The 17,261-nt window shown below is 64.9% G+C and carries 24 protein-coding genes; all 24 read left to right on the forward strand.

Translation table 11 applies throughout. The features are described 5' to 3' along the window. Positions 1-111 precede the first annotated feature (111 nt). The 24 genes from ABDV78_RS17220 (at position 112) to ABDV78_RS17335 (ending at position 17,260) form a co-directional block, all read left to right on the forward strand. Positions 112-813 carry a regulatory protein GemA gene (locus tag ABDV78_RS17220; protein WP_343528730.1) on the forward strand — a complete coding sequence of 234 codons (702 nt, stop codon included), beginning with the start codon at positions 112-114 and terminating at the stop codon, positions 811-813. Beyond that, positions 810-1,208, forward strand: a complete 399-nt coding sequence (locus tag ABDV78_RS17225) for a hypothetical protein (protein WP_343528732.1) — start codon at positions 810-812, stop codon at positions 1,206-1,208. Before ABDV78_RS17220 ends, ABDV78_RS17225 begins: the two co-directional genes overlap by 4 nt. Continuing rightward, positions 1,205-1,576, forward strand: a complete 372-nt coding sequence (locus ABDV78_RS17230; protein ID WP_343528734.1) for a hypothetical protein — start codon at positions 1,205-1,207, stop codon at positions 1,574-1,576. Before ABDV78_RS17225 ends, ABDV78_RS17230 begins: the two co-directional genes overlap by 4 nt. Positions 1,577-1,649: 73 nt before the next feature. Next, positions 1,650-2,276, forward strand: coding sequence for a glycosyl hydrolase 108 family protein (locus ABDV78_RS17235; RefSeq protein WP_343528736.1), 627 nt, complete (start codon positions 1,650-1,652; stop codon positions 2,274-2,276). Further along, positions 2,276-2,794, forward strand: coding sequence for a hypothetical protein (locus ABDV78_RS17240; RefSeq protein WP_343528737.1), 519 nt, complete (start codon positions 2,276-2,278; stop codon positions 2,792-2,794). Before ABDV78_RS17235 ends, ABDV78_RS17240 begins: the two co-directional genes overlap by 1 nt. A 22-nt stretch (positions 2,795-2,816) precedes the next feature. After that, on the forward strand, positions 2,817-2,996 hold the full coding sequence (locus ABDV78_RS17245) for a hypothetical protein (protein WP_343528738.1): 180 nt from the start codon (positions 2,817-2,819) through the stop codon (positions 2,994-2,996). Further along, on the forward strand, positions 2,989-5,097 hold the full coding sequence (locus tag ABDV78_RS17250) for a hypothetical protein (protein WP_343528739.1): 2,109 nt from the start codon (positions 2,989-2,991) through the stop codon (positions 5,095-5,097). The genes ABDV78_RS17245 and ABDV78_RS17250 overlap by 8 nt, the downstream gene beginning before the upstream one ends. Beyond that, entirely contained in the window at positions 5,094-5,336 is a 243-nt protein-coding gene (locus ABDV78_RS17255) for a KOW motif-containing protein (RefSeq protein WP_343528740.1), read from the forward strand. The genes ABDV78_RS17250 and ABDV78_RS17255 overlap by 4 nt, the downstream gene beginning before the upstream one ends. Before the next feature lie 32 nt (positions 5,337-5,368). Then, on the forward strand, positions 5,369-5,803 hold the full coding sequence (locus tag ABDV78_RS17260; RefSeq protein WP_343528741.1) for a hypothetical protein: 435 nt from the start codon (positions 5,369-5,371) through the stop codon (positions 5,801-5,803). After that, on the forward strand, positions 5,800-6,195 hold the full coding sequence (locus ABDV78_RS17265; protein WP_343528742.1) for a hypothetical protein: 396 nt from the start codon (positions 5,800-5,802) through the stop codon (positions 6,193-6,195). Before ABDV78_RS17260 ends, ABDV78_RS17265 begins: the two co-directional genes overlap by 4 nt. Beyond that, positions 6,192-6,494, forward strand: a complete 303-nt coding sequence (locus ABDV78_RS17270) for a hypothetical protein (RefSeq protein ID WP_343528743.1) — start codon at positions 6,192-6,194, stop codon at positions 6,492-6,494. The genes ABDV78_RS17265 and ABDV78_RS17270 overlap by 4 nt, the downstream gene beginning before the upstream one ends. Beyond that, positions 6,494-7,054 (forward strand): phage protein Gp27 family protein, encoded by a 561-nt coding sequence (locus ABDV78_RS17275; protein ID WP_343528744.1) that lies wholly within the window; start codon positions 6,494-6,496, stop codon positions 7,052-7,054. Before ABDV78_RS17270 ends, ABDV78_RS17275 begins: the two co-directional genes overlap by 1 nt. Further along, the gene (locus ABDV78_RS17280) at positions 7,051-8,547 is read left to right on the forward strand and encodes a terminase family protein (RefSeq protein ID WP_343528745.1); all 1,497 of its coding nucleotides are present in this window, start codon (positions 7,051-7,053) and stop codon (positions 8,545-8,547) included. Before ABDV78_RS17275 ends, ABDV78_RS17280 begins: the two co-directional genes overlap by 4 nt. A 117-nt stretch (positions 8,548-8,664) precedes the next feature. Then, the gene (locus tag ABDV78_RS17285) at positions 8,665-10,326 is read left to right on the forward strand and encodes a DUF935 domain-containing protein (RefSeq protein WP_343528746.1); all 1,662 of its coding nucleotides are present in this window, start codon (positions 8,665-8,667) and stop codon (positions 10,324-10,326) included. Then, the gene (locus ABDV78_RS17290; protein WP_343528747.1) at positions 10,323-10,793 is read left to right on the forward strand and encodes a hypothetical protein; all 471 of its coding nucleotides are present in this window, start codon (positions 10,323-10,325) and stop codon (positions 10,791-10,793) included. Before ABDV78_RS17285 ends, ABDV78_RS17290 begins: the two co-directional genes overlap by 4 nt. A gap of 2 nt (positions 10,794-10,795) precedes the next feature. Continuing rightward, on the forward strand, positions 10,796-12,367 hold the full coding sequence (locus ABDV78_RS17295) for a phage minor head protein (RefSeq protein WP_343528748.1): 1,572 nt from the start codon (positions 10,796-10,798) through the stop codon (positions 12,365-12,367). A gap of 179 nt (positions 12,368-12,546) precedes the next feature. Next, positions 12,547-13,569 carry a phage protease gene (locus ABDV78_RS17300; RefSeq protein WP_343528749.1) on the forward strand — a complete coding sequence of 341 codons (1,023 nt, stop codon included), beginning with the start codon at positions 12,547-12,549 and terminating at the stop codon, positions 13,567-13,569. Then, positions 13,566-13,976 (forward strand): hypothetical protein, encoded by a 411-nt coding sequence (locus ABDV78_RS17305; RefSeq protein ID WP_343528750.1) that lies wholly within the window; start codon positions 13,566-13,568, stop codon positions 13,974-13,976. Before ABDV78_RS17300 ends, ABDV78_RS17305 begins: the two co-directional genes overlap by 4 nt. A gap of 15 nt (positions 13,977-13,991) precedes the next feature. Next, entirely contained in the window at positions 13,992-14,885 is an 894-nt protein-coding gene (locus ABDV78_RS17310; protein WP_343528751.1) for a Mu-like prophage major head subunit gpT family protein, read from the forward strand. Further along, positions 14,873-15,478: a hypothetical protein gene (locus ABDV78_RS17315; protein ID WP_343528752.1), complete on the forward strand. Its 606-nt coding sequence runs from the start codon at positions 14,873-14,875 to the stop codon at positions 15,476-15,478. The genes ABDV78_RS17310 and ABDV78_RS17315 overlap by 13 nt, the downstream gene beginning before the upstream one ends. A 66-nt stretch (positions 15,479-15,544) precedes the next feature. Next, positions 15,545-15,952, forward strand: a complete 408-nt coding sequence (locus ABDV78_RS17320; protein ID WP_343528753.1) for a DUF1320 domain-containing protein — start codon at positions 15,545-15,547, stop codon at positions 15,950-15,952. After that, positions 15,952-16,443 (forward strand): phage virion morphogenesis protein, encoded by a 492-nt coding sequence (locus ABDV78_RS17325; protein ID WP_343528754.1) that lies wholly within the window; start codon positions 15,952-15,954, stop codon positions 16,441-16,443. Before ABDV78_RS17320 ends, ABDV78_RS17325 begins: the two co-directional genes overlap by 1 nt. Next, the gene (locus tag ABDV78_RS17330; RefSeq protein WP_343528755.1) at positions 16,440-17,081 is read left to right on the forward strand and encodes a phage protein Gp37; all 642 of its coding nucleotides are present in this window, start codon (positions 16,440-16,442) and stop codon (positions 17,079-17,081) included. Before ABDV78_RS17325 ends, ABDV78_RS17330 begins: the two co-directional genes overlap by 4 nt. After that, complete coding sequence (locus ABDV78_RS17335; RefSeq protein ID WP_343528756.1) at positions 17,078-17,260, forward strand: DUF2635 domain-containing protein; 183 nt, start codon at positions 17,078-17,080, stop codon at positions 17,258-17,260. The genes ABDV78_RS17330 and ABDV78_RS17335 overlap by 4 nt, the downstream gene beginning before the upstream one ends. The last annotated feature ends 1 nt before the right edge of the window (position 17,261 follow it).

The raw sequence follows: 17,261 nt of genomic DNA on the forward strand, positions 1-17,261 counted from the left end.
GCAGGTGGTGCGCGACATGCACCCCCTGCTGTGGAAGGCGGTCCAGCTCAGCGCCTGCGCGGCGCTGGGCACCGCGCTGCCCGACATCATCGACTTTCTGAGGTGGCTGATATGAGCGCCCTGAAGGCTATCCCGGCCCGTTTCGACCGGGCATCGCAGCATCGCCGGTCGATGCTCGCCAAGGTCCATGTCGCGAAAAAGGAGCTGAACCTTTCCGACGACGATTACGAGGCGATCCTATTGGACGTCACCGGCAACGCCAGCGCAGGCAAGTGCACGGACGCGGAGTTGGACCGCGTCATCAAGCGGTTCGAGTCCAAGGGGTTCCGCCCCAAGGCTAAGGCCAGCGGCGCGAAGCCCGCGAGCCATCCGGCGGCGGGTAAGGCGCGAGCGCTATGGATATCCCTTTATCACCTGGGGGCGATCCACAACTCGTCGGAGAAGGCGCTGGAGGCGTTCGCCAAGCGCCAGCTTGGCTGCGCCAAACTGCAATGGGCCGACCAGTCGCAGTCTTACCTTCTGATCGAAGGGCTGAAGGCGATGGCCGAGCGGCATGGCTGGTCGATGAGCCTTGAAGGCGTCCAGCCTAGCGCGGCGCTGATCGTCCTGAAGCGCCGCCTCGTCGTCGCGATTTTCAACAAGCTGCGCGCGGCGGGCCTTGTCCCGGCCGACTGGCCCATCCAGCGGGCGGTCGTGGCCTTTGGCGGCACCGACTGTCCGATGGCACTGACTCTGGGCACCGTGTCAGAGCTGGACCTGATCGCGCGCGAGTTCGGCCGGACGTTGCGCCAGCCTGCCGGGCGGCTGGCGTGAAGCGGCGGGGTATCAGCGCGGAAGAGGCGGCGGTCGCGGGCGTGCGCGCATTCCATGCTGGTATCCCGCTGGCAGACTGCCCGTATGATGACCGGGCAGTGCGGGGCTATTGGCGCTTGGGGTGGTTGCAGAGCCAAACCACGAAGGAGCGCTGGGACAGCTATCCCGACAAGGTCGAAGCGGCATTGGAGAAGGCGCGCCGGTATCTCGACCAGCGCGCCACGACGGGGCGGATGCCGCCGTCGCGGGCGATCGCCATCCATTTCTATGTGATGGCATCCAATGACCCGGACGCCGCATGGTCGTGGTTTTGCCGTCACATGGATGATGCGCGCGAGCGCTATGCGGCTGGATATTACGCCGACGCCGCTGAGCCGCTGGAGAAGCGTCCGTGACGCGCGACGCCGTCCGCAGCGAGCAGATCGAGGACGTCATCCACGTCATCGGTGCCAAGAATTTCATGAAGCTCTGCGAGGCGCTGGGCGGGACGAATGTCTATGTCCCCAAGGTGATCGGCCCCAACAATGTGATCCGCGCCGCGATCGGGGAGAAAGCGGCGGGATTGCTTTCCGAGTATTTTTCGTCAACCGTATTGCGGTTGCCCAAAGCCCATACCCGTCGCCAGAAGGTGATTGAACTGGCGCTGTCGGGTGAAATGACCGTCGCGGAGGCCGCCTTGGCCTGCGATTATTCGGAGCGCCGCGTCTATCAGCTGCTGGCGGCGCAGAAGAAAGACGACAATCAACTAGACCTCTTCGCCTGAAATACTTCAGGTCCGCCATCCGTGGTCGGGATGGCACCAAGGCCCCATGGAACAGGGGCAATCAGACATCGTTGTGCAGGCTTTCAGCGAGCGTTACGCGCGAGCGTACAAGCGGGTCCATGACATCGAGGGCGGGTTCGTCAACGATCCCAAGGATCGCGGCGGCGCGACCAAATACGGCGTCTCGCTGCGCTTCCTCGTCCATGAGGGGCAGATCGACATCGATGGCGACGGGATCGCGGATTTCGATCTCGATATGGATGGCGATATCGACATCGACGATATCCGCGCCCTCACGCCCGCCGATGCGCGCTACCTTTTCCATCGTTGCTTCTGGTGGCCGCTCAAATGCGACACCTGGGCCGCGCCGATCGGCGAGGCTCTGTTCGATCAGGCCGTGAATGGCGGCCTCGTTGCCGCCGCCAAGATGCTGCAACGGTCGATCAATTCGATCCTAGTCAAGCGCACGGGTTACACCGGCCGCCCCGACCTTCTGAAGGTCGATGGCGATTTGGGGGACAAGACTCGTGCCGCGTTCGATTGGGTCATTCGTCTGCCGGGCGAAGGCATGACCAGCCTGATCCAGTCGTATCGGGCTGTTGCGGCGGAGCGCTATCAGGCGATCGTCCGCCGCGACCCGACGCAAAGGCGTTTCCTGACGGGATGGCTAAGCCGCGCCAACAATCTGGGGCGGCTGTAATGGGGCGCACCATTGCCATGATCGTCGCGCCGCTGGCGCTGATCGCCGCGCTGGCCTGGCTGACCGTCGAGCATCTGCGCTTGCGCGAGGAAGTGCGGCTTTCGGAGCAATGCACCCGTGCCGCCCCGTCGGCCAGCGCGTCGATCGACGCGTGCCCGATCGCGGTGAAAGACCGGATCGAGACAGCGCGCCGCGCCGACCAGTGCGAGGCCGCCTTGGCCAAGTCAAACCTGTCGGCGATCCGCGCGACGTGCGGCGCATCGGTCAAGCTGGTCGCGGCCGAGCGCGATGCGGCGCGGGCCGACCTGTCCGACGCGCGTGACCAGCTCGCCGCCGCCGGTCGCGATCGCGATGCCGCCGTGACGCGGGCCGAGGCGCGCCAATCTCTCCACGCTTCAAGGACTGCCCATAATGAAATGGTCATCGCCCGCGCGCCGATCGGCGCTGATGGTCGCGCTCGCTGCGACGACGACTGCCTGCGGGCACTCGCCGACGCCGCGCCCCGCGATCGCCGCTGATCCGGTCGTCGAAACCCGTACCGTGCGCCAGATCGTCTGCCCGGCCGAAATCACCGCCCCGCTGCCGCCTGCCGAGGCGATGCCAGCGAACGCGGTAATTGAGGCGAGCCGGGAAGTGCTGCGATGGATCGGTCGGCGGTTCGCACGGGAAGAGATGCTGGAGCGCCGCATCGTGGATGCGAAGGCCCAATGTCATGAGTGAGACGCGTTCCTTCGATCAGGTTCAGAAGCTCGCTGCGGTGTCCCCCGACGCGCAAATTCTTGTGTCCGAGCCGGGCGGTGTCGAAGGTGTAATCGACCTGAAGGTTCTTTTCGGCAAGTTCATCGCCACGGACACGGCGACGGCGACCGTCGCCGACCTCAACGGTCAGCTGGGCTATCCCGACAAGTCCATCGGTCTTGTCTTTGCCGATCCTGACCTCCTGAAAAATGGATGGTATCGCAAGGCCGGTGCCAAGGATGCAGGCGCATGGGTTCAGTTCGAGACTCTCTCGAAAGCCACGCGCGAGTCGATGCTGACGCTCAGCGGCAACGGGCCGCCAGCCGCTGCCTTTGGCCTAGCGGGTCAGTTCTACCGCGATTTGCTGAACGGCACCGAATATGGGCCGAAGACGGCAAACGGTTGGGGCCAACCTCGCTCGCTTGTCGGACCGCCCGGCGCCGCAAACAGCACGTTCCCTACCTGGGCAGCGCTAAAGGCCGCGCCGGTCAGCAACCGGTCGTACAATTTCGCGCCCGACGACACCGACACGAGCGGCAAACCCGCCGCCATATACTTTTTCCGATCGGGCGATTTCACCGGCAAGATCGACGACGTCAGCCGCGTGGCATTGAATGACGTCCCGATCGCCACAGGCGCGCTGGTTCGGCAAGGGGCCGAAGGGCTGGACTTCAGCATCGGCGGCTCCAGCGCGGCGTTGATTTCCATGCGGGACAAGGGTCGTCAGGTTCCGTCGATCGTCGATTTCGAGGGCGTCGTGGGGGATGGCGGAACCGATTGCACGGCGGGCATCCAAAGGGCGATCAACTGGGTTGGCGACAGGGGCGGCGGCTCCCTGCTTGTTCCTAGGGCTGTTTTCCTCGTAACCCGCGCGCTCAACCTTTGCAGCAATATTGACTTGTACGGCAACGGTTTCGGCTCCGCGATTCACCTCGTCAACAATGATCGCTTGGACCTTTTCAGGGCGATCGGTACGCAGGCAGCGCCTCTGTCTAACATCAGGCTGCGCAACATGCGGCTGTATGGCGATGCGCGCTTTATCAATGGCACGCCCGTCGACGGAAATGGAAATTTGCTGGTCAACGGCGGTGGCCTGAATGCGGTCTTTGCGGACGACTGCGAAGTGGACGGGCTGTGGGTCTCGGGCTTTTCGGACGGCGGGCTTGCCTTCCTAAATGGCAACTTCAACCGCATGACGAACAATCGCGTTCGCTACACTGGTCAAGGTATTTCGTTCAACGCCAACGAGATCGACGTTACCGGCAACGTCGCCAGCGCAAATCGCATCAGCGATACAGGGACGTATAACGGCCTCCACCTAGAAGGATCGTTCGGTGACGGAACTGGCGAGGGCAAGGTCTACGACACCGTTCTTTCCGACAACATTGTCGTCAACTCCTACGAGTGCGGTAAAAACATCGAGAACGCGCCAAATACTGTCCTGACTGGAGGGTCAGCGGTCAACTCGGGCTACGGCGGGACGGGGATCGACATGGGCATCAAGGTGTTCGGTTCGCCGGGCAGCACGATCGGCCCTGTCGGCATTCGCGGCGCACACGGCTGGGGGCTGATTGTTGGAGCGGGTAGCTCGAACTGCAACGTCACCGGCATAACGACAAAGGCTTGCCTGGCCGGCGACATCCTGTTCACGGACAGTGCGATCGAAGGTGGGGAGCCGATCGCGGCCTCCGAGGATCACGCGCTCAGCAGCAGCAACAGCCTGGGCGGCCGCAAGATAAAGTTCTCGGGCAACGCCAATCTGCGCCCGCGCCAGACGGTGTTCAAAGGCGCGATCTACGAGGAGGTGCAGCGCACCGACGGCGCAAACGGTCAGCAGATTATCCGCGACGCTGTCGGTAACATCGTATGGCGTCGTGGCTTCGGCATCAACGCCCCCGACAATAGCATGCCGCTACAGGATTTCCGTGAATCCGTGGGCGTCACGCTTGAGCAGACGCTCGCAGGCTGGGTCAAGCCGCGAATGACAACGGCTGCCGATGATAACGCCGCTGCGGCGGCAGGCGTCGATGTTGGCGCCCTATACCGCACCTCCGATGGCTTGGTGAGAGTAAGACTCGCATGAAAGTTGGCGACAACGTGATGATCCTCGCCGGTGCCAATGCCGGAAAGCGTGGGCAGGTCGCGCAGGCCCGTGACCATGCCTTTGGAACCGGCGTTCACAAGATCGAGGGGCGTGATCCGGGCCGCGTCAATTGGTACGCAAAAGGTGAACTGCGATCGATTGATACCGATGCCTCACGGCTCGAAGGCGTGATGGCCTACACATTGCGGGATGCCGACCTTTCGGGCGGCAACCAATGATGCCCGTGCGCTTGAATTATGCATTCCGATACGTGACGGGCGCGACCTTTGGTGCCGGTTTGGCCGCGATGGCGGACGCCCATGCTCCGCATACGGTCGGCCCCGTAGCTGTCATCGTCTTTGGTGCTGAGCTGCCAATCTGGTCGATCATCTTCGGCATCATAGGCGTGCTGATGGCTCGCCGGGTCGCACCGGCAACAGCGGCAGGCACGGCGCTTGGGCGCACGGGCAACACCGCCCTGACCGTCCTTCTGGTGCTGGGCGTACTGGCGCTGATTGTGTCGGGTGAAAAACGTCCAATCGTCGCGCTCGGCTGGTCGATCGGCCTGGGCTTTTCCGGCCTGGGCATGATTGAAATGGTCGCCCGCGCGGTGCGCGGCGGCGCTCGACTCATCTTGGACGGCTTCGTCGTCGCAGCAACGAAAGGCGCGGCGATGTGGGCCGATCGCCGGGAGAATGGACAGTGACGCTTGATCCAGAAACCTTCGTCGGGATCGCGATCATCGCGTTCTTCGCCTTCGTCATCTGGCGCGGCGGCAGCGCCAATCCTGTCGGCACCGGGCAGCTTCAGCGCCAGCTCAATACGATCGGGTCTGAGGTGACGACCTTGAAGAAAACCGTGTCCGGCTGCGCATCGGTGGGCGCGATCGACCAGTTGCGCAGCGAGATGCGCGAGATGGAGGCGCGGGTCGCCTCCAGCGGCGAGGTCGTGAAGGTCCAGGGACAGGTCGCGGATGTGAACGGCAAGATTGGTGCGATCGGTGCGCGGCTCGACGGGATCGAGAAGCTGGCGGACCGCACCGACGCGGGGGTCCAGCGGATCGAAGGCTATTTTCTGCAACGGGGGGTTGATCGGTGAGCTATCTTCAGGACGCGTTCCTGCCACACTTGCGGCTGACGCTGTTGCGCGTGCTGGCGGAAGCGCCGGGCTATTGCACCAACTCTTCGATCCTGCACCAAGCCGTCACGTCGATGGGACTGGCGGCCAGCCGGGATGCGGTAAAATCGGAACTGGCCTGGTTGCAGGAACAGCGGGTCATCACCCTGGCCGAACCGGTTGCCGGACTGTTCGTCGCGACGCTGACCGATCGCGGTCATGACGTCCAGGCCGGATGCTCGACCATCCCCGGCATCCAGAAGCCTTCGCCGGGGCGGTAATGGCAAAGCCCGACCGCCCTTCCTCCATCGACCGGCTTCCGGCCGAGGTCCGCGACCTGATCGCCTCGCTGCGCCGTGACGGCTCCACGATCGACGAGATCATGGCGAAGCTGGGCGAGCTGCGCGTCGACGTGTCGCGGTCCGCGCTCGGCCGTCACGTCAAATCGCTGTCGGCGATCGCCACCCGGATGCGCGAAAGCCGCGCGATCGGCGAGGCCCTGGTCGCCCAGTTCGGGGAGGAACCGGACAACCGGCTGGCCCGCGCCAATCTGGAGCTGATGCACTCGGTCGTAATGCAGACGATCACGGCCGCCGAGATCGACCCGGAAACCGGCGAGGCCAAGCCCGTCTTGTTCGACCCCGAACAGGCGATGTTCCTGGCGCGCTCCCTCCAGTCGCTGGCATCGGCCGAGAAGACCAACAGCGACCGGATGATAAAGGCCAAGGAGCTGGCGACCAAAGAAGCGGCTAAGAAGGCGGAGGGAGCCGCCAAGGCCAAGGGCCTGTCGGCCGATACGGTCGACTTCATCCGCAAGGCGGTGCTGGGCAGCGACGCATGAGCGGCCTAGGCGTCCTGACCGACGACGGCCTTGCCGATCGTCTGAGCTTTGCCGAGCTGACCGAGCGTCTGCCGCGTGGCGACCTGTTGTTGAAGTATCAGCAACGGCCGATCGACAAGCTGTTCGCCGGCACCGCGCTGATGCTGGTCGAGAAGAGCCGCCGCATCGGCCTGACCTGGGGGATCGCCAGCTATCTGGTCCTGCGCGCGGCATCGGCGATGAACGCGGGCGGGCAGTCCGGCTGGTACATGGGTTACGACAAGGACATGACCCTCGAATTTATCGAGGTTTGCGCCATGTGGGCCAAGGCGTTCGGGATCGTCGGCGGGGAGATCGGCGAAGAGGTACTGGAATATGAGGATGACAGCGGCAAGTCGCAGTCGATCCAGGTCTTTCGCATCCGCTTCGCCTCCGGCTTCAAGATCACCGCGTTGCCCAGCGTGCCGCGTGCGCTGCGCGGTAAGCAGGGTATCGTCGTCATCGACGAGGCCGCGTTCCACAAGAATGTCGACGAGGTTCTGAAGTCGGCCATGGCGCTCCTGATTTGGGGCGGTCAGGTCATCGTGATTTCCACGCATGACGGCGTCGGCAATGCGTTCAACGTGCTGTTGGACGAGGTGCGCGAGGGCAAGCGCGCAGGCGAGGTCGTGACGATCACCTTCGCCGACGCGCTGGCGGATGGGCTCTATGAGCGCGTCGCACTGGTCGCGAAGACCAAGGGCGCGGTCCTGCCGCCCAAGGAACAGTGGGAAGCGGAAATCCGCGCCTTCTACGGTGACGATGCCGAAGAGGAGCTGGATTGCGTGCCCAAGGCCGGATCGGGCTCGCTGATCTCGCTGGAGGACATCATCGCGTGCGAGCATGACGACTGCGGCAAGCCCGAATTGTACGAGGGCAACATTGCCTATCTCGGTCGTGACGTCGCGCGCCGCGTCGACGGGCAGGTCCAATATCTGATGGAGCTGATCCGGGGCACGCTCTGGCAGCGCGATACCTACGAAGAGGTTGGTCAGACCTTCGCGCATCAAGACGAGTTCTTCGACCGCATGTTCGCGACGCGGCGGATCGGCGCGGCCTGGGTCGATCAGGGCGGTATGGGTGAAAAGGTGGTCGAGGATTGCATACTCGAACATGGCGCGCGCGTCGTCGGCGTATTGCTCCAAGGGCCGAACCGGTTGGACCTCGCGATATCGCTACAGAAGCGGTTCCAAGAACGCACGATCCGCATCCGCAAGGACCCGCGCACCCGGTCCGACCTCATGGCGATCAAGAAATCCGGGTCGATCGAGAACAGCAACGTTCGGATCGTCAATGACGGCAAGGTCCACGCCGACCGCTTTTGGGCCTACGCCTTGGCAAGCCGGGCGGCGGACCTTCCCGCCGCACTTTACCAGTACCGGAGCGTCAGCAAGGCAGCCGCGACGGACAAGCGCAATGGTGGCGATCGGCCGCAACGTCGTCGCGGGTCGCGGTTCGGACCGGGTGCCTATTGAAAAAGAAAGGGGGCCAGCGCGAGCCGACCCCCAAGTTAGCTACGGCGATCGTGTGAACGATCCTGAACCGAGCCCAAGTCAGGACCGATCATAGGTCCAGCCGGTCAAGGAAGCAACATGGTCGCCCTAGCTACAACATCACCCGCCGCCCCGCCGCCGCTGGTCTGGCCCAATGGTCAGCAAATGCGGCCGGAGACGCTGACCCGCGAGATCGCCGCGCCGTCGACGATGGGCGTGCGGTCGATCATGTCGGGTCATCCCGCGCAGGGGTTGACGCCGGTCAAGCTGGCGCGGCTGTTACGCGCGGCCGAGGACGGTGATGCGGTCGCTTATTTCGAGCTGGCGGAAGAGATGGAGGAAAAGGACCTCCATTACCTGTCGGTTATGGGCACCCGGAAGCGGCAGGTATCGCAGCTGCCTGTCGAGGTCATCGCGGCTGGCGACGACGAGGAGGCGAAGGCAGACGCCCAGTTCATCCGCGACGGTCTGCTTGACCGTGACATGCTTCAGCCGGAAATTTTCGACATGCTGGACGCCGTCGGAAAGGGTGTCAGCGCGATCGAGATTATCTGGCAGTTTACCTCGACCGCGTGGTTGCCGGTCAAGCTGAAGTGGCGTGACCCCCGCTTTTTCGAGTTCGACCGCGTGACCGGCGAGACGCTGATGCTTCGCGACATAGACGGGCTCCAGGCGCTGCCGTTCGGGAAGTTCATCGTTCATTACCACCCGGCGAAGTCGGGCCTGCCGATCCGGTCCGGCATCGCGCGGGCGGCGGCCTGGTCGTACATGTTCAAGAATTACGCGATCAAGGATTGGGTTGCCTTCCTCGAAAATTACGGGATGCCGATCCGCGTCGGCAAATACGACAACGGCGAAACCGAGACGAACATCAATGTCCTTCTCGATGCCCTGGCGAGCCTGGGCAGCGATGCCGCCGCCGCCTTCCCCAAGACCATGGAGGTCGATTTCATCGACGCCAAGGCGGGCACTGCGCCCAATGACCTGTGGCGATCGAAGGCCGAATATTGCGACAGTCAGCTGTCGAAGGTAGTTCTAGGCCAGACCGGCACGACCGACAGCAAGCATAGCGGCTTGGGCGACGGCGGTAACAAAGTTCACGACAATGTCCGTGGCGACATCGAGCGCGCCGACGCCGTGCTGGTCGCCGCCACACTCAACGAGCAGCTGATCCAGCCGATGATTATGCTCAACCGGGGCGTGCGTCGTCGCTACCCACGGTTGCGGATCGGCCGACCGGACGCGGTCGATGTGAAGGGGATGGTCGAGGCGGCGACGGCGCTGGTCGCCCTGGGTGCGCAGGTCGATGCCGACGAGATGCGCAACCGTGCCGGACTGCCCGCGCCCAAGCCCGGCGGCCGGATTTTGGTTGCTGCGCCACAAGCCGCTCAGAGCGCACAGGGCGGGCGGAGCGGCCCCGGCATACCGGAAAACGGCGTGGATGCCTTCTCACGCCTTCTGAAACCTTCTGAATCGCCTATCGGGGGCCGGGCGGCCGTGGCGGATGCGTCCCCGGCGGCGATCGCCGACAATGTGGACGATGCAGCCGCAATGGCCCTGGGCGATTGGGAGCAACTGATCGAGCCGATCCTTGATCCGGTTCGCGACGTCGTCGCGCAGGCGTCCAGCCTCGACGATATCAAGGCGAAGCTGGTCGATGCGATCGAGCGCATGGACGTCACCTTGCTGACCGAGCGTCTGGCGCGCGCCGGGTTCGGCGCACGGCTGGCGGGCGACATCGATGCGCGAGGCGAGGCATGAGCTTCGCCGGGCTGTTCACCTTCGGCCGCCCGACCGCCGCGCCCTATCGCAAGTCTGATGGGACGTTGAGTACGGCGGCCCCCGACGTGGCACGGTTCGACCATGACGCGGGTGGAGTCGCGCTCGGGCTGCTGGTCGAGCCTGGCACTGAGATGGGGCAGCACGATCGCGTCACGTTACGTGCGCCGATCGCGATCGAGGGCGCGGCAACGGTGTTTCATGAGATCGCCGACGCCACCGGCATTCAGCGCCGCGCCCATTACACGCTGAACGCGTCCGCCACCGTCAATGCCTGCCTCGCCAAGGTCGGCCACCATCGGGCAATCGGCGCGGTCGCGGGCTTCGTGCCGATCCGGTCCGGCATCGTCGCCTATCAGGGCAAGCGCTGGTCGCCGCCCGCGATCATCACACTGGCGGACGGTCGGGCCGTGACGCTCGCCAATGGCCTGCGCCTGCTGGCATCCTGACCATGGCCGATGCCCAGCCGATCCCCGTCGCGCCGCCAAAGGAGGCGGTCGACCGTTTCCAGTCGAAGGGTTTCACCTTCGGCTATTCCTGGCAGGACGTGTGGCAGGAAGAGCATGGCCGATCCTTCACCGTCGCCAAGGCGATGACGCGCGACGTGCTGGAGACGATCCGGGCGGAGGTGGATGCGGCGATCGTCAACGGCACGACGCTGGAGACGTTTCAGGCCAATCTCACGCCGACGCTTCAGAAGCTCGGGTGGTGGGGCCGCAAGGAAATGGCGGACCCGCTGACCGGTGAGATCAAGACCGTCCAGCTGGGCAGCCCCGCCCGGCTGAAGACCATCTTCGCGGTCAACACCCGCGCCTCCTATCAGGCCGGACGGTGGGACCGGATCGAGCGGCAGAAGAAGGCATTCCCGTTCCTGCGCTACGTCTCGGTCATGGATGGCCGGGAGCGTCCGCAGCATCACGCCTGGCACGGCACGATCAAGCCGGTCGACGATCCCTGGTGGGATACCCATTACGGCCCGTGCGGCTGGAACTGTCGCTGTACCGCCGTCGCCTACAACGCCCGCCAGCTCGCCAAGAACAAGTGGGAGGTTACGGACGAACCGCCTGCCTTCCCGGTCAAGAAGTGGGTCAACAACCGTACCGGCGAAGTCTCCGAGCTGGAGGAAGGCATCGACGCGGGCTGGTCGTACAATGTCGGCAAATCGCGGCTTTCCGGCTTAGCGCCCGCGCCGCTGCCGCCCGCGCCCGGCGAACGCAAACCCCCGGCCGCGCGGCCGATGCGCGCGAATGGTGCGGCTGAACTGGCGGGGTTCTTCAAGCCGTTCGGCATGGAGGCCGGTGACGTCCGCAAGGGCAAGGTCTTCACCGATCGCGGCGGCTGGCCGCTCGCCATGTCGTTCGATTGGTTCAAGCGCAACGGCGAAACCGTCATGCCGCAAGGCGATGTGGGCGGCGCTGGCGAGACGATCGTCGACCCGCACGAAATCTGGTGGAGCTGGGGCCGGGGCGCGAATGGCGCGGCGGTTCTGATGCGACGCTATGTCACGCTGGACGGGATCGGCCGCGCGCGTCGCGTGGTCGACGTCGGCCGGGATGGCTGGACGGTCGATCATGGCGACATCGATCTCGACACGCTGCGCAAGGGCAAGCTCGCGTGGAAGCGCAAGGAACCGACCGCCATCGAGTTCGCGCAAGCGGCGATCGCGCGTGCGCCTGGTGCCGCCGATCACCGGGTTGGCGCATTGCCCGATGCCGTCGCCGGTCGCCTGCGCGAGCTGGGGCTGAAGGTGCCGAAGTCGGTCGGACTGGAGGCGGGCTTCGTCCGCCATATCCATCGCCGCCACTCCGCCGACGCGCGCGGGCAAAAGCCGATCCGGCCGGAGGATATCGCCCGTGCGCTGGAGATCCTCGCGGCGGGCAAGATCAACCATGGCAATCCGAAGGTGTCGAGGTCGGGCGCGGCGCGCATCTTCGTGACCGCGACGATCGGCTCCGATCGCTACTCGGCTGCGTTCGAGGTGCGCAAATACCGTCTGATCCTGGCGAGCCTGCGACGGCGCTGATGTGGGGGAAGTGGTTGCGCTGTCTTATGCACGAAGCCTAGACCGAACGCCCGAAACGGTGCGCAACACACCGTCGATATAGACATGTCGGCGTTTCTGTTCAATGAAGTCGGGAGCCGCTGACCTCGCCTGAAATCCTTCAGGTCAGGTCGTGCCGCTCCCCCTGACATAACCGCCCCATGTTGCGGGGCAATTCCACTCTTCAGACGGCTGTCGGATCGGCGATCGAGATCGTCGACCCGACCAAGCGCGTCCAGCTGTTTCCGATCGGGACGTGGCAGGGGCGCAACGGGCTAGGCCCGTACACGATCGCCGACCGCGCCCATGCCGAGAAGATCATCGCCGCCACCGCCGCCGCACAAGGCCTGGTGGAGCTGATGTTCGACTATGACCATCAAGCCGTCCGCGCCCCGGCGGTTGCCGGGAAAGCCGTGGCGTCCGGCTGGATCAAGCAGCTGCACGCGCAGGATGATGGCATCTGGGCGGACGTGGAGTGGACCGATGCCGCCGCCGCCGCGATCGCCGCGCGCGAGTATCGCTACACGAGCCCCTATTTCCTGCACGACAAGGCCGGAAACGTCACCCGCATCATCAATGCCGGGCTGACCAACACCCCCAATTTCAACCTGGCGGCGGTTGCCGCCTCTTCGCTCACTGGAGTGCAATCAGCGATGGATGAACTGTTGAAGGCGATCCTTCAGGCGCTCGGCCTGCCGGAAGACGCCACCCAAGAGCAGGCGATGGCCAAGATCGGCGAGCTGACCGGAGCCTCCACGGCGTTGGCGTCGGCCACCAGTGTGCTGGGTCTGACCGCCGGTGCCGATAGTGCGGCGATCGCCAGCGCCATCACGAACATCAAGGCCGCCAACGATCCGGCGAAGTTCGTGCCGATCGAGCAGCTGAAGCATGTCAACGACCGCCTTGCTGCGATCGAGGGGGATAAGCATGAGGCGGCGGTCGCCAGCGCGATCGCGGCGGGTAAGCTGGCCCCATCGCTCAAGACCTGGGCGATGGACCCGGCAAATCGGGCGGCCTTCGCGTCGTTCATCGAAACCGCGCCGGTCATCCTCGCGCCGGGCAGTTCGGGCGGCGGCAAGGTCGATCCCAAATCCGACATTCTGACCGATGACGAGCGCGCGATCGCCAGCTCGCTGGGCCTGTCGACCGATCAGTACCTCCAGGCGCGAAAGGACGGCGAATGACCGCGACCACGCAACCCCGTAACACGCCGCTGGTCACGATCGGCACCGTCGCCCGTGACCTTCCCGCAGGCGGCAAGGTTCTGGCGGGCACCATTGCCTGTCTGAATGCCGCAGGCTTCGCCGTCATGGCGACCAGCGCGCTCGGCCTGGTCGCGGACGGTCGGTTCGAGGAGACCGTCGACAACGCGGGCGGGGCCGACGGCGCGGTCAAAGTCGTCGTCCGCAAGGGCACCTTTCGCTTCGCCAACAGCGCGGCCGGTGATGCGATCACGCGGACCGAGATCGGCAAGACCGTCTACCTCGTCGACAATCAGACGGTCGCCAAGACCGATGGCGGCGGCACCCGTTCGCCAGCGGGCAAGGTCTTCGACGTCGACGCTCAAGGCGTCTGGATCACCCTGAACTAAGGAAGAGCGGGTAAGATGATTATCAACGGACAAAACCTCCGGGGGCTGGGCGTCGGCTTCAAGGCCAACTTTACCCAGGGCCTGGGCATGGCGACCCCCGATCACCTCATGATCGCGACCGAAGTCCCCTCGACCACCGGCAAGGAAGAATATGGCTGGCTCGGTCAGGTGCCCGGTATGCGGGAATGGCTGGGCGATCGTGTCGTGCAAAATGTCGCGCTGCATGATTACACGATCAAGAACCGCGATTTCGAGCTGACCATCGGCGTCCCGCGCAACGCGATCAAGGACGACAATTACGGCGTCTATGCACCGCTGTTCCAAGAAATGGGTCGGTCGACCACCGCCCATCCGTCGCAGCTCTGCTATCCGCTGATGAAGGCCGGATTCACGTCGCTCTGCTATGACGGTCAGTATTTCTTCGACACCGATCATCCGGTGCTCGACGAAGGCGGTTCCGAGGTTTCGGTCGCCAACACCGATGGCGGCAACGGCGCGTTTTGGTGTCTCTTCGACGACTCCCGTCCGCTGAAGCCGCTGATTTTCCAGAACCGTCAGAAGCCCGTGTTCGAGGCGAAGGACAACCCGGACGACGAAAACGTCTGGCGCCGCAAGGAGTTCGAGTATGGCGTCGACGGCCGGTACAATGCCGGGTTCGGTTTCTGGCAAATGGCGTGGGGCTCGCGCCAGCCGCTGACGCCGGAAAACTACGAGAAGGCGCGCGCCGCCCTCATGTCGATGAAGGGCGACTATGGCCGCCCGCTCGGCCTGAACCCGCGCAAGCTGCTGGTGTCGCCGACGCTGGAGGGCGCGGGCAAGCGGATTGTCGTCAACACCAAGAAAGACGGTGGCGGCGACAACGAGTGGGCCGGGACTGCCGAGCTGGTGAGTTCGCCATGGCTCGCGTAATTCGCGTCCGCGCTCCGGCGGGCAGCATCCGCCGGGCAGGCTTCCGCTTCGACGTCGAGCCCACGCCGCTGACCAGCGAGGACGTCACGCCGTCGCAGGTCCTCGCCATGGCCCGCGATCCCCGACTCGTCGTCGAGGCGGGGGATGACAGTGAATATGTCATGTTGTCCGGCGACCTTCAGAAGCTGGCCGCGCTCGATGCGCTGGCGACTGCCACCGAAGGTCTTTCGGCTGGGCAAATCGCGGGCGCGATGGCGAACGACGACATCCGCCAGCTTGTGCAGGATGCCTTTGAGGGGCTGGCCGCCGTGCCGTTCCCTCAGGACGGCGAAATCATCCCGAACCCCGGCGGGCCTGCCGCGTCGACCGACGCGGGTCAGGCTTCGGAAGGCGGCACACTAGCCCAGCCTTCCGGCGAAGCCGCCGGAACGGAATCACAGACGGCGGGCGGTTCCGGGGATTCCGCAGGCGGGGAGCCCGACACGGGCAAGGAAGACACGGCAACGGACCCCGCTCCCGAAGCCGACGCCGACACCGCGAGCAAGCCCGCCAAGCCTGCCCGCAAACAGTCGCAGCCCAAGAGCGACGACTGATCGACCGTGACCCGGTCGCCCTTGATGGCGGCCGGGTCATCCCTCTCAAGGGCTTCTGACCTTCCCATGTACGCGACGCTCGCCGATCTCCTCGCTTGCCATGATGAGCGTGATCTCATCCAGCTGACCGACCAAAGCGGCGCTGGGGTGATCGATCAGGCGCGCGTCGACAACGCGATCCGCGCCGCGTCGGTCATCATCGACGGTCATGTCGCCGTGAAATATCGGCTGGGCCAGCCCGCGCCGCTGCTGACCGAGATCGCGGTGGCGCTCGCCTATCACCGCCTGAGTGGCGACACGCCACCTGACGCCGTGGTCGACGCCAAAAAGGACGCCATGGCGATGCTGGCCAAGATCGCGGCCGGGACCATCAAGCTCGACCAAGGCGAAGAGCAGCTGCCCGCCCGGCCGGGCGCGATCGTCATCGCCCCGCGCGAGCGCCATTTCTCGCGCGATCAGATGGACGGCTTCTGATGGCCGTCGACTTCACTCTCAGCGTCCAGGGACAGGCCCGCCTCGAACGCCAGCTCCATGGGCTCTATGTCCGCACCGGCGATATCCATGAGCTGATGGACCGCATCGGCATGGTGCTGGAGACGTCGACCCTCGAACGGTTCGACGAGGAACGCGGCCCCGATGGTCAGAAGTGGACGCCCAGCTTTCGCGCGCAGGAAGAGGGCGGCAAGACGCTGACCGACACCGCCGGGCTTCGCCTCTCCGTCCGCTACATCGCCAGCGCCGACCGGGTCGAGATCGGGTCAAACAAGATTTACGCGCGGGCGCACAACGAGGGCGCGACCATCACCTCCAAATCCGGGCGCGGACTTGCCTTCATGCTGCGCGGCGAGCTGCGCATCGTGCGGTCGGTCAAGCTGCCCAAGCGCCAATTCTTGGGGCTCAGCCGCGACGACGCGGAAGAGATCGAGGCGCAGTTCGACGACTATGTGGCCGAGATCGAGCAGTGATCGCCGCCGTCGAAAAAGCGATGCTCGCGCGGCTGGCCTATGCGGCCGAGCGCGGCGCGATCCCCTATCGCTGGCCCACGCTGGAAACATATCCAGAGGATTGGGACCAGTATTTCAAGAACAAGGGTACGCTTCGCACACCTGCCGCCTGGGTCGTGTTCGGGGGCTTCGACAAGATCGAGGACAGCAATAACGGGCCGATCGCGACCGCGAGCTTCGGCCTGGTCGTCGCCGACACCAACCTGCGCGACGAGGAAGCGACCCGCCACGGGCGCACGCTGGCGAACGGCGCGACGACGGAACCGGGCTCCTATCGCCTGATGCTCGACGCCGCCGGGCTGCTGGCCGGGCAGGACTTGGGGCTCGATATGTCGGAGCTGTCCCTGGTCGAGGTCGCGCAGGTCCGATCGGCATCGCAAGACGCGCTTCGCCGGACGAGCCTATGGGCGCTTCGCTTCACGACCCGGTTTACCGTGCCGTTCCTCGAAATCGGCGAGGATGCCGCCGACTTCACGGCCTTTCACGCGAATTGGGACATCCGTCCCTTCGGCAATGTCGACGCCGATCCCGCCAAGCCGGGCGTCCAGTTGCCCGCCGACGCCACCGCCGATGCCACCGACCATGTGAGGTTCCCATGACGATCCAGACTTTGCGCCCGGCCGATGGTCGGCGCGTCCGCAAGCCCGCTGGCGAGCTGCTGAAAGACGAAGGTGAGGCGATCGAGATCGACGCCTTCTGGCGTCGTCGCCTCGACGATCAGGACGTCACCGCCACCGATGACACCACCGAGGCCGCCGCGCCCGCCAAGAGGAAGTAAC

This window comes from Sphingomonas sp., assembly GCF_039594485.1.
Classification (GTDB): Bacteria; Pseudomonadota; Alphaproteobacteria; order Sphingomonadales; family Sphingomonadaceae; genus Sphingomonas.